Source organism: Brochothrix sp., assembly GCF_017549435.1.
Lineage (GTDB): Bacteria > Bacillota > Bacilli > Lactobacillales > Listeriaceae > Brochothrix > Brochothrix thermosphacta.
The window spans coordinates 1-12,987 of record NZ_JAFYUW010000030.1; the positions used below are offsets into that span (position 1 = coordinate 1).

At 35.3% G+C, this 12,987-nt stretch carries 11 protein-coding genes; 1 reads left to right on the forward strand and 10 read right to left on the reverse strand.

Annotated elements, in window-relative coordinates:
- The 6 genes from ade to IKV95_RS01785 form a co-directional block, all read right to left on the reverse strand.
- Window positions 1-1,655 (reverse strand): adenine deaminase (gene ade / locus IKV95_RS01760; RefSeq protein ID WP_287451351.1); only part of this gene is annotated, 1,655 nt, incomplete at its 3' end.
- Between the two features lie 116 nt (window positions 1,656-1,771).
- Window positions 1,772-2,077 (reverse strand): hypothetical protein, encoded by a 306-nt coding sequence (locus tag IKV95_RS01765; protein WP_029091767.1) that lies wholly within the window; start codon window positions 2,075-2,077, stop codon window positions 1,772-1,774.
- A 278-nt stretch (window positions 2,078-2,355) separates the two neighbouring features.
- Window positions 2,356-3,537 (reverse strand): MFS transporter, encoded by a 1,182-nt coding sequence (locus IKV95_RS01770; RefSeq protein ID WP_029091766.1) that lies wholly within the window; start codon window positions 3,535-3,537, stop codon window positions 2,356-2,358.
- A 258-nt stretch (window positions 3,538-3,795) separates the two neighbouring features.
- Window positions 3,796-4,266: a hypothetical protein gene (locus tag IKV95_RS01775; RefSeq protein ID WP_069119154.1), complete on the reverse strand. Its 471-nt coding sequence runs from the start codon at window positions 4,264-4,266 to the stop codon at window positions 3,796-3,798.
- 22 nt (window positions 4,267-4,288) lie between these two features.
- Window positions 4,289-5,095: a Cof-type HAD-IIB family hydrolase gene (locus tag IKV95_RS01780; protein WP_080712928.1), complete on the reverse strand. Its 807-nt coding sequence runs from the start codon at window positions 5,093-5,095 to the stop codon at window positions 4,289-4,291.
- Between the two features lie 13 nt (window positions 5,096-5,108).
- On the reverse strand, window positions 5,109-5,882 hold the full coding sequence (locus IKV95_RS01785) for a Cof-type HAD-IIB family hydrolase (RefSeq protein WP_029091763.1): 774 nt from the start codon (window positions 5,880-5,882) through the stop codon (window positions 5,109-5,111).
- Window positions 5,883-6,001: 119 nt separating this feature from the next.
- Here IKV95_RS01785 and IKV95_RS01790 point away from each other — a divergent pair, with 119 nt between their 5' ends.
- Window positions 6,002-6,988: a YdcF family protein gene (locus IKV95_RS01790; protein WP_069125321.1), complete on the forward strand. Its 987-nt coding sequence runs from the start codon at window positions 6,002-6,004 to the stop codon at window positions 6,986-6,988.
- A gap of 124 nt (window positions 6,989-7,112) precedes the next feature.
- Here IKV95_RS01790 and IKV95_RS01795 read toward each other — a convergent pair whose 3' ends face one another.
- From IKV95_RS01795 to IKV95_RS01810, 4 genes are all read right to left on the reverse strand, one after another.
- Window positions 7,113-8,285: an aminotransferase class I/II-fold pyridoxal phosphate-dependent enzyme gene (locus tag IKV95_RS01795; RefSeq protein ID WP_069119148.1), complete on the reverse strand. Its 1,173-nt coding sequence runs from the start codon at window positions 8,283-8,285 to the stop codon at window positions 7,113-7,115.
- 87 nt (window positions 8,286-8,372) lie between these two features.
- Complete coding sequence (locus IKV95_RS01800) at window positions 8,373-10,985, reverse strand: YfhO family protein (RefSeq protein WP_069132801.1); 2,613 nt, start codon at window positions 10,983-10,985, stop codon at window positions 8,373-8,375.
- A 162-nt stretch (window positions 10,986-11,147) separates the two neighbouring features.
- Complete coding sequence (locus tag IKV95_RS01805; protein WP_029091759.1) at window positions 11,148-11,774, reverse strand: YcnI family copper-binding membrane protein; 627 nt, start codon at window positions 11,772-11,774, stop codon at window positions 11,148-11,150.
- 22 nt (window positions 11,775-11,796) lie between these two features.
- A partial coding sequence (locus tag IKV95_RS01810) for a copper resistance D family protein (protein ID WP_287451352.1) occupies window positions 11,797-12,987 on the reverse strand: 1,191 nt, incomplete at its 5' end.

The window sequence follows — 12,987 nt, forward strand, 5'->3', positions numbered from 1 at the left end:
AATGTCAAAAATGATAATGTGAGCATTGGGTCAAATCCTCTTGCCGTACTAATTGATTCAAATGCAGTATGTAGACCTTTTAATTGATCATTTACAATTTCATAGGGTTGATCCGATAAAAGACCCGCAATCGGTAAAGGTAAATCAGCAAGTACGCTAAGATTTCCATCAATCATTGCAATACCACCGCCAATATCAGTCACATGAGCAATCGCTTTAAGAATTGCCTCATCACTCGTTCCAACAGCCACGATATTATGTGAATCATGAGCAACAGTTGTCGCAAATGCTCCTTCTTTAAGCTCAAATCCTTTTACAAGCCCGACTCCAACACAGCCCGTACCATGATGGCGTTCAACAACAACCATTTTAACAATATCTTGCTGATAATCCGTTTTAAATTCACCATTATCTGGTGTAACTTGTAAGTGAAGATGATCTGTTTCGACATGATTTGGCTGAATCCCAATCACATTAACTTTTCCTGTGACCAACGGCAATACTAAGTCATTTTTTTTAACCTGATGTTCAATTTTTGGCGACTTAAATGTAGCTTTTTGCTGATTAAATAAAGCCTCATCTCGTTCACCATCAACAACAACAACTTGACCACGTTTAATAACAGTATCAATCTTTACTTTTTCTATACTGTCTAAAATTACAATATCCGCTTGATAGCCTGCTGCAATAGCTCCTATTTCAGTCAATTGGTGTGCTTCTGCTGCATTTAATGATGCCATCTGGTAAGCAATTTCTGGTGCAATCCCCGCTTCGATTGCTAACTTAACCGAATAATTAATAGAGCCTTCTGTCATTAAATCACTGATTAATTTATCATCGGTACAAAAAGAGAAACGGCGTGAATTTAAGGGAGTTACGGCACCTATTACATTCAACGTATCGCGGGTAATCGTACCTTCGCGAATAAATACATTCATTCCTGCTAACATACGTGCACGTGCTTCATCTTCTGTTGTGCTTTCATGATCTGTTCGAATACCAGCAGCCATATATATTTCAACTTGCTCTGCTGTTAAACCCGCACCATGGCCATCAACATGCCCACCTGAAACCAATGCATCAGTTATTTTTTGGATCATATCTTCTTCACCGCTAAAAACTGCTGGATAATCCATTACTTCTGCTAAACCAATAACTGTTTTTTCTTGATAGAGCGGTTTTAAATCCGCAGCTTTCAGAATTGCACCTGCGTGTTCAAAAGATACAGCAGGAACAGATGATGGTAGCATAAAGTACGTGTCTAATTGACTTTTTTCACCCTCTTTAATCATAAACCTAATCCCGTCAACTCCTGCAACGTTCGCAATTTCGTGTGGATCAGTCACAATTGAAGTAACACCGTTTAGCAATAGTATTCGTGCCATCTCTTGGGGCGTCACATTCGAACTCTCTATATGAACATGTGCATCAATAAACCCGGGAACAATGTATTTTCCTGTTGCATCAATGATATGCTTAGCTTCGTGATAATCCCCTATACCCACAATTTTATCGCCTGCAATAGCGATATTTTGTTGTGACCAACTACCATCGAATACATTTAAAACATTTCCATTCTTTATAATACTATCAGCACTAATTTTTTTTGTTGCTGTAGCAATTGCATGTTGCGTTGTTTTTTTTATAGTTGTCATTCCCTTAGCCCCTTTAACAGTTTTTACTAGTATAGCGATAAATTGAAAAAAATAAAAGTCCCTTTTAAAAAAGTTATTAACAAAAAATTGTTAATAGTGTGCACAACAATTTTTATTTATTTACGATGTCCCCACCATTCACCATAACTAAAATCATAGCCACCTTGTTGTGAGATATGTCCCAACTTCATTAGCGACATCTCACTTTCTTGTGTCATATGAATTCTGCGTTCAATAATTTCACGATAACAATCAGTAACAATCTTATTTAAAATAATCTGAGGTGCAGTTTCCACTTCTTCTAGTTGTTTCATTCCCGCTCGGACAATTTTTTTCAATGGGAGATCTTCAATTTCTAGCAATGTGGCATTCATTTCATTGAGAACTGCTTTTCCTTCTTGAATAACTTTTTTCTCTTGCATATGATGTCACCCCTCTTTTTAACCATAACATAAATATGAGTAAGCTTCGAACAACTCGAATATTCCAAAAGAATAAAAAAATCCCGACAAGTCATTGTCGGGAAATCTTGTAAACAAAGTAATATCAAACTGTTTTTATATTCAAAATCAAATATAGCTATTTCTTAAAAGCTTTTTAAACGTCATCGATAAACCAAGAAGTAACGACCTAGCTCGGCTTAATTGTAGCTTCAAAAACTTTATATTACTATTATTTGATGAATATACTTCTTTACTTGTTAGCTGCCAGCTAACGCTGTATCTTTACGTCTCCGTAAAATACGATTAATATTTTCTGTGGATAACATCATTAGAACAACAAAACCTAAAATGACAATCGGGAAAATTCCAAATCCCACACGATTGGTTGCATAACCAACTAATGGTGGTACAAAGGTGCTTCCAATATAGGCTGTTGCCATTTGTATACCCATGATACCTTGCGAAATCTCTTTTCCAAAACGATGAGGTGTTTCATGTAACATTGAGGGATAAATCGGTGCACAACCTAAACCTAAAATGATAAAGCCCATCAATTGAAATTGATCTGTTAATGGAATAATCATCAAAGTCGCACCCACGATAATCAGGAATTGTCCCCCTCTAATCATATTGATGTTGGACACACGCACACTTATTAACCCCGCTATAAAACGTCCTACAGTAACACCGATATAGAAGAATGAGACCCACTTAGCTGCGGTAACTACCGAGATATCTTTGTATAGAACAAGATATGTACTGCCCCAAAGACCTGCTGTCATTTCAATTGCACAAAAGCAGAAAAAACCAACTAAAGCTGATTTAGCACCTTTAATTTTTAATAAGACACTTATTTTGACTTCTGCTTTTACTTCACTTGGACCAGTTGTGATTTTCGCACGTTTCCACATCGGAAGCGTTATAAATAGTACCAAGACCAAAATAATTTGTAGCACACCAATCACTAGATAACCCGTGCGCCAACCATTATCTTTCATTAAAAAGAGCGCCATTAACAATGGACCTGATGTTGCTCCTATCCCCCAAAAACAATGCAGCCAGTTCATATGTTTCGCATTATAGTGAAGTGCCACAAAATTATTCAATGCAGAATCCACTGCACCTGCACCTAGACCTAGTGGCACAGCTAAGAGACATAACCAAATAAAATTCGGTACAAAAGCAATACCTCCTAACGCAATTGCAGTCAATAAAACACTAACGATAGTAACATGAGCTGTTCCCCAGCGATTGATGAGACGTGCGCTGAACAAACTAGAAATAATGGTACCACCACAGATTATCATCGCAACTAGACCTGCTGAAGCAATACTTGAATTCAGGTCCATATACATACGTGGCCAAGATGAACCTAATACTGCATCTGGCAAGCCTAAACTAATAAATGTTACATAAATAATAATTAATAAGGTCGTCATTCTTGTTCTCCATTCTCAAGTAAATTACTTGTATAACTTAATAAAACTAATTAATAAAGTGTCTTTATAATATAAATGATATCGCTTTCTTTGTCAATGTTATTTCAAAAAAACATTTGATTGATAACTTGATTATAGCTGTGGATAACTCTAGTTATTATTTAATTATCCATAAAAAAACGAAGTTCTATCGAAAAAATCTCGATAGAACTTCGTTTTGTTCAACAAGTGTGCATAGACTCTTGATAATATTTTAATTTAATCGTTACTCTTGAAAAAACCTTCATCTTCCAAATAACTCTCAGCTGCGGTTTTTGCATAAAAAGCCATCTCAATGTTACCATCATCAGTCAATACTTGCCACATATCTTTTTCGTGCGCTAAAACTAACTTTTGATGTAAACGCGTGTTGGCCCAAGTTTCTTTATAGTCTGCTTTAAAACCAGACTCATCCTTTTGTAATTCATCAATGCCCGCTTGTACTGCTGCAATTAATTGTTTTTCTGAGTAGTCACGTCCATTAACATAACCTTTATCATCTGTTTCTTCCATAGCTAAGAAAGGTGCATATATCCAAATGTTACCATTAGGATGTAAGTGTCGGACAAGGATTGTTTTTTCTTGTTCACTTTCTTCATAATGATAGTTAATACGTTTCAATGAGACCGGTTGTTTTTTTAATTCTGAAAATTGATCGATAATTGCTTCTTTTTGTTCAAATGTTAACATGTATTGTTCCTCTTTTCTTATATTACGGCTTCAACATAAATTTACGAACAACCGCTGCAACACCATCATCAGCATTACTCGGCGCTTCATAAGAAGCCAAATTTTTAATATTGTCATTGGCATTTGCCATTGCAACACCTAGACCCGCATATTTAATCATACTCTCATCGTTGTTACTATCTCCACAGGCAATAACATTCTCTGCCGTATAACCGAGAGACTTCGCTAATACGTCTAAACTAGCACCTTTAGTAATACCTTTCATAGTGCATTCTAAGAAGAATGGCTTTGAACGAACAACTTGTAGTCTATCCGCAAATACAGCTTTGATGAGTGGTTCAACAACATCTAAATCTTCTGATGCGGCTAAAAACATCATTTTATTTACTGGATGGTTAATTGCCTCTACCATATCTTCCTTTTCGAATACAGGCATATCCACAAGTCCACCTTCATAGGTCGCCCATTCATTAGGACGTCGCGTTAAGATGGTTCCCTCACTGTATGTAAGGATATCAATATCTCTAGTGATTGCTTCTTTCGTCATTTCTTGTGCTAATTCCACAGGAATCGTATTGGCAAAGATTGCTTCTTTCGTTTCACAATTATACACATAACCTCCATTATACGCTGAAATATAACCGTTATGTTGTTCTAATTGTAATTCTTTTGCTAATTTTGTCATTCCATCAAAAGGACGCCCGGAAGCTAAGACCACAGTATTACCTGCTAATTGCGCTTCTATCAGTACTTCTCTGTTAACCTGTGATAATTGACCTTCATTGTTTAACAGTGTTTCATCTAAATCTAGTGCAATAATTTTATACATTATTTGTGTCCTCCTATATCAATCCGTAGTGTTTCAAACCATTATAAATGCCCGACTGTTTAAAATCATCGGTTATATGATGTGCAATTTCTTTCAAAGGCGCCACCGCATTTCCCATGGCAACACCCTTATCAACCAACTTAAACATCTCCATATCATTGATACCATCGCCAAATGCATATGTCGGAATACCTTCAAACCCTTGTTGCTCAATAAATTGCAAAATACCAACTGCCTTAGAAGCGCCTTTAGGTACAACATCATATCCGTACGGTGTGTTTCTTAAAAAACTAAATTGTGGAAAACCTGTGAGTAACTCTGGATCTGGTTCTTTTGTCATTAATAACATTAAATAAATTTCTTTTTCTGTATACAACTGTGGACGATGTTGTGGATAACTACTATGCAAACTTTGGTAGTTTAATTCTGTCCACTGATCATCGGCGCGTTCCGATGTTATTTCAGCATCACTATAATAGGTGACGTTATAATTTTTAGATAGTGCCGCTTCTTTTAGTGCGTTCATATCTGCTACTTTAAGTGGATTCGAATAAATCAGCTCGTTTGCATTTACCACATACTGACCATTCATTGTTATTAGAGCTTCAATCCCCGTTTGTTCAAGTACACTTTCAATTTCGTGCCTTGCCCGCCCTGTTGCAATAACAGGTAAATACCCTGCTTGGCGTAATAATTTAATTGCTTCAAGTGAACTTTCATCAATTTGATTTGGTCCTATTAATAATGTTCCATCTAAATCAAAGAATATAATTGCTCGTGGCTTCATTTATATCGCTCCTTTATTTCGACTCCCTTTCATTCTATCATGAAGCGTATTATTTGTAAGTTCTTTCCTATACAAATAGAGTATAATAAAATTATAAAAGAAATAGGTGGTGACTTTCTGTGTTTGCTTTTTTAATTACCGGATTAGGTTTTGTTAGTCTCTTTTTTATTTTTAATGCCATTGATAATCGGCGCGTTAGCAATTCTATTTTGTTAACTATAGGCCTCTTCATTTTATTATTTGGGTTAGTCTCTATATGGGCCTTAGATGATCTCAATACTAAAATTATCTATTATGGTTTTATTGGTGCCCGTGTATTTGTTATTTTAATTGGGGTAGCATTAATTCTTAATGGATTAGTTGTTATAAAAAAAGAAGGCCGCACATTACCCAATATTCTATCCTTAGCTTTTGGACTCGTATTGATTATTTTTATCAGTATCACTTTTACTGAACGCTTTTTAGCAGCACCTTCTATTCAACGAATATATGCAGCTTTTATTTTAATTGTTGGTTATTATATTTTCATCTTTTTTAATTGTTTTATTTCAGCGATGATTTACCAGCTAAATCGCCCAAGATTAAACCAAGATTTCATCATTGTTCTTGGCTGTGGATTAAATGGGGATAAAGTGACTCCCTTGCTAGCTAGTCGCTTAAATACTGCCAAACGTTTTTATCTTAAGCAAAAACATCGTACAACGCCACCGCTGATTATTGTTTCTGGTGGTCAAGGACCTGATGAATTAGTTGCTGAAGCAACCGCAATGAAACATTATTTAATTGAGCAGGGCATCCCTGAAAAACACCTTATTATCGAGGATAAATCCACTACTACAGAAGAAAACTTACGCTTCTCTAAAAAAATAATGGATGGTTTAAAAGATACCTATTCTAGTATTTTTGTTACAAATAATTATCACACATTCCGAGCTGGTATTTTTGCCAAACGTGTTCATCTTGATAGTGGTGGCATCGGTGCTCATACGGCACCTTATTACTTACCCACTGCCTTTGTTAGAGAATACATCGCTATACTGATGCTACACAAATGGTTACATCTCTGTGTGACAATACTACTGATTGCTTTGCTAATTTTTGCTTAAAAAGAAGATGCATTTTAGATGCATCTTCTTTTTTATATTATAAGTAGACCGTGGATAAAATAAAAAGTGATTTTATACTGTGATCATTTATATTGATGTAGGATAAGTCACCTCTTTTTACTTTCTAAAACAAATTAAGCTTATCGATTCTATCAATCACTTCATGAATACGCGGTAACTCTTGTAACACACTCACACGGACATAATCCTTCCCCTCAGAACCAAATCCAGAACCTGGTGCAACCGCAATATTTGCCTTTTCTAATAAACAATCGGCAAACGTTTCACTAGTATATCCTTTCGGCACTTTAAACCATGCAAAAAGTGAGCCTTGTGGCGCTTCTACCTTCCAACCGATTGTTTGTAATCCGCTTACTAAGGCGTTTAAACGTTCTTCATAAATGTGACGATTGCTTTCAATTTTAGCATAAGAGCCATTTAAAGCTGCAGTCATTCCATCTTGAATAAAACCAGGAACAGTACTGTAAGCATTGCTATGATAATTTTTAAAAGCGGAGATAATTGATTCGTTTCCGACTACAAAACCAAAACGATAACCTGCCATCGAAAATGTTTTGGAAGCTGTGTACAATTCTACTCCGATATTTTTTCCATTACCCATTTGCATTAGGCTCAATGGTTTAACACCATTGTAGCCAATTGCTGCATAAGCAAAGTCATGAATAAGTGCAATATGGTACTTTTCACAAAATGTTATCGCTTTTTCAAAAAACGTTGTCGTTGCCACGGCACCTGTTGGATTATTAGGGTAATTTAACATCATTACTTTCGCTTTCTTAGCTACTTCAATTGGAATTTCTTCAAAATCAGGTAAAAAAGCGTTCTCAGCTAGTGCTGGCATTTCATATACTTCAGCTTGCGCCAATTTTGCAGCAGCAAAATACGGTGGATAAGCTGGATTAGTTAATAAAATGGTATCACCAGGATTCAAAAGCGTTTGTGGTACAGCAACTACACTTACACCCGATGAATTAACAATCATCACTTCTTTTTCAGCATCTATTACTACGCCATACATCCGTTGATAAAAGTTAGCTACTGCCTGTTTAAGTTTTGCTTTACCCGTAAACGGCGGATAAGCCTGGTTACTTGGATCTGTAAGAGCTAATTGTATCGCAGCTAAAACAGCTGGATCCATTGCCAAATCAGGACTACCACTTGCTAAATCAATAACATCTTCCCCAGCATCTATTTTCGCTGCTACTTTATCATCTATTCCACTAAAATAATTAAAAGGCAGAGATTTTACAATCTCTGCCATTTCAAAATCAACCATGGCGCACAGCCCCTTTCATATACATCATATACATCATATACTGATATATTACACTAAAAGGGCTTTTAAACCTAGTTAAATTCATTTTTATTTATATTTATTCATTCTCCTGTTGTAAATTAACAATAGGCAGAAAGCGCCAATTCCAACAAAGAAGAGGATTATCCCTGATACTAGACCTTCAGGGAAAAAGACAAGTTCTATCTTATGTTTGCCCTTTTCAACAGGAAGTGATAAAAATGCATCATTTACAGAATTAATTGGCGTTAGTTGGCCATCCACATAAAGCTTCCATCCTTTATCATAAGGAATGGTTGTGAAGATTGTCTGTTTAGCTTCTTTCACAGTGACATCAGCGGTTGCTTTACGACCTTCCACTTTAAAATCAACACCGTTTTGAGCAATTCTAGCAACATCATCTTGGTATTGATTAACATCCATAAACACAACAACTGGATCGCTTAATGTGATAACATCTGTTCCATAAAAATTCGTTGTAAATTCAATATCCTGCGCTTTAGGATAGTAGCCTAAATCATGGTATTGTCCATTAATAGATAACTGAGTTGCCTTATTAATGCCATTCACAGTCATCAATACGGAAGAAGAGCTCAATTGACCATAATCGGTTGGCCATAAACTCATATAGGCTTGTTTATTGGCTGGAACATGAACTTTCCAAGTGATTTTTTTATCTATTTTATCTTTTATCGCGGTATAAGTAACATTGCCTGAGTTTGTATCTTTTGATAGCGTAACATTTTCAGTACTGACTACAGCTGGTTGGTTGCGTGTAAAGTAAGTATTGGTTGATTTAGCTAACTGACTAAACAAGGCAGCTTGCGTTCCCAAGTTATCTTTTGGTTTCACTTTGAAGTTATTAATTTTATCAGCAGTAACCATACCTAAAGGTAACGCATCAGTATTTCTAAAAACATAGTAACCTTTGTCATTTGAATATTGGCTAAAACCAAACTTATTAATAGGCACTTTTGAAATATTGTAACGAACACCAAACAATGCGTCCATCAACAACGTATTATTACCATAACGAATATTTAGATTGGTCCCCCGTGATTTAAAACCTAAATCATTCATAAATGAAAGGGCGTTTCGATTACGCACAGATGAAAATTGGCTAATACCGTTAAAACCATAGTTTATGGCATCATTGGCAGATACAGGATTCATTGTTTCTGTACGGTAAAATTCTTTAGTATCTTTTCCAACTGTTTTTTCAACCACTTCCCGGTATGTTGAATACGGTTCTGAATAAGCGGTTCTTGCTGGATAATTCCAATCAGAAAGTACACCATTAATCATTGTTCGCATATTAACAGCCGCTTCGCTCACCATTACAATTACTAAAAGTAATGCTAAGTATTTTTTTATATCTTTGTTAAAGCCAGCCAAAGAAAATATAACGACATATATAAGTAAAAAGGCTAGGGTTAAATAGAGTGAATCCATTGTTACGTAAGTATAGAGCGTTTCTGGTAATAAATACTTCACACCTAGGAATACTGCCGCTAATATAACACTGATAACTACAAGTTTACCACTGTCTTTTCGTTCATATTTTGCTAAGCCATACCCTGCTAACATCACAACTGTGAATGAAAACAGATACGAATAACGGAACAAGAACATGTATGGAGAATGCATCCCTTGCCAAAATAGATTAAGTGCCGATATATTAAAACTAATAAAAATAATCATTAATAATGAACCCAAAACAACTTTTGTTTTCAAGGCTATTTTTGGTGTAACAAAAAAGAAAATCGCCATAATGAGAGGTAACAATCCAACATATGTAAAAGGAATACTATTATACTTCGTTGTGTCATAAACACCTATCATTGATTTGACTACCATATCCCATAAATGTGTTTCTTCTGTTAAAAAACTTGTGATTGTCGATAATTTTTCACCATTATTTCGTAAATCTAAAATCATTGGCAAAATCATAATCATCGATGTTAAACCTGCTAGTATCGATGTGCTAAAATATAACACTAACTTACGTAAACGTCCTTCAGGTTCGAGTATAACCATGCAAATGACGTACATAACGGTAAATATTCCCACCATAAAACCCATATAGTAATTAGAAATAAATAATAGAGCATAAGCCACGAATAATAAAGTAGGTTTAGACTTTTGCAATAAGCGATTTATTCCCAAAACAACCATCGGTAAATAGATGAGTGCATCCAACCACATGATTGACATCGAATAGGCACCAACAAACGACATTAATGCGTAAGCAACACTCAAACCAAGATGAAAATAATGATTTATTTTAAAGGTTTCTTTCGCATAGATCCAAAAGCTCAATCCAATAACGCCAACTTTAACAATTGTCATTAAATACAAGACATCTGGCATATTCGCATTAGAAAAGAACACAACAAAGAATGGAAAAATACCACCTAAGTAGTAAGACATTAATGCATAATAATTAAAGCCTAATCCCAAGTTCCAATTATAAAAAAGACTCGCCTTTCCATGTAGCACATTATTTAAACTTGCATGAAAATTACTATATTGAGAAAAACTATCACTTGCTAAGATAGAACGTTCACTTCCCCAGTATATTCCTAAACTGTAATAAACAAGCGCCATGATGACAAGGGGTATCATGAAAGCCCAGATATAATAAATAAAATTGCTTTGTACAACGTTCCATATTTTTTTCATGAATAACCTCCTGCAACTTTCTTAATTTAGCTATTATTAACTATCTTACTTCTTACTATATTATACGCTTCACCGTCTTGCAATGACAAATAGCAATTTAACTCTGCAAGAGGAGGGGGAAAGAAAAAAACCAAGCCTAATCGGCTTGGTTTAAAAATCAATTTACTTTTTTCTTGTAGAAAGGACAATAGCCATTACACTTGCTAGTAAGGCTAACCCACTTATAACCCAGAGGGCAATTGTATTTGTGTTATTGGTTGATTCTTTCCCTGAATCCTTAGTATCTGTAACTTTTGTATGCCCATGAGAGTCTGTTTTTTCTGCTGCTTTTTCAATAGTTGTTTGAGAATGTGGTGAGTCTGAATCGGAATCACCAGTCCACTCGACGATACTTTTATCTTCATAATACTGATACGCATCCCAGTCAATTGATCCCTCTTTATCGGGATTTTTAGCATCAAAACTAAATTGCTGAAATTGACCTACATCGATACCGCCTGCGTTTTTTTCTTTTTCCCAAGTCACGCGTTCAATTTTGTCATCTTTTGTTTTATCAGTTGTAACTTTCCAACCAGGGATAGGTTGATAATTATAAAACGTAACTTCTTTTGGTATAACTAGCACTACCTTGTTTGTAAGAATATCTTTTTCATTCGGCACCTTCATCGTATATGTTTCGTAAGACTCTGTTTGTGAAACTGCTGGTTTAACTGTGACATGTGCGCTTGCTGAAATATTCAGACCGAATACTCCAATAACTGTTAATAATACTATACTTAATTTTTTCAATATTATTTCCCCCTCTTATTGATTAACGTTCAATTCTAATAATAAACGTCTCTTCGACTGTTTTAAAATCTTCTGATAATGCCTTAATTGTAATTTTCCAACGACCAACTTGACTAATAAATAACCCTTGAGCTTCATAAGATTGCGCATCTTTGTTCCAAGACATCGTAGTTGTTGTTGAAACTTCGCTTCGATCTTTTTCTACAATCATCTTAATTTGTTGCCAATTACCTTCTTTTTTTTCTCTATCCATTCTAACTCTGAATGTATTTTGTCCAATAACGGCTGGAAGCACTTCAAGATCAATTGTATGATCGCCTACAACTACACTAGACGAAATCGGTTTTGGATCAGGTGGCGGTGGTGTTGCCGTATTAGTTAGAAAACCTACCACACCTAATATCAACAGTCCTGCTATAATTTCAGCCCACAATGTCCCTCTATTTGGCACTTTTTTATTTTTCATTGTACGAGATACAAAATGGAAAATGCCTAAAACACCCATGATGAAAATTAACAAGCCTTTAATCAACAATGTTTGTCCATAGGTTGATTTGAATATCTGCATCAATGATGACAAATAAAATGCACTGAGTAACACACCACTCATTATAAGAACTAAAACGGCAATAAATCCGACAGCTGCAAAACGTTCTAGACTTGTTGAATAGGCGACATTCACCACTTCATCACTTTTTTTAGAACGATGTGCCAGGTAAAGTGATAATAAAAGCATTACACCTCCTAGCCATATTCCAGCAGCTGTTAAATGAATCCAATCCGTTAAGGTTGAAAGTATTATTGTTGTATAAGCCTGTGTATGACCCATAAAAGAAGTCGCAAGACCCATTATAATAAACAACAACGTCATAACACCTAACTTAAGATGCCATTTATCGCTCGACCGATTAAAATAAAAATGACCTATTACTGCAAACATAAATAACGAAACTGTTCTGATTAACCAAATGATGCCAAACTCTGTACTGATTAAAGTCTTCCATGCAAGTCTAAAATCTAATGCTTTCACAACTGAAACATTATTTAACAAAGCCGTTTGCGCAATGAATTGAGTGATAGATGCGATGACTATCAATAAAATACCAATCATGGTCAATAGCTTCAAATTGTGAAAGAGATGGCGACGGCTTGTTCTAGGTATCAAATAAAATAATCCTAATAAAACACCTGAAATTAAGCTAAATCCTGTATA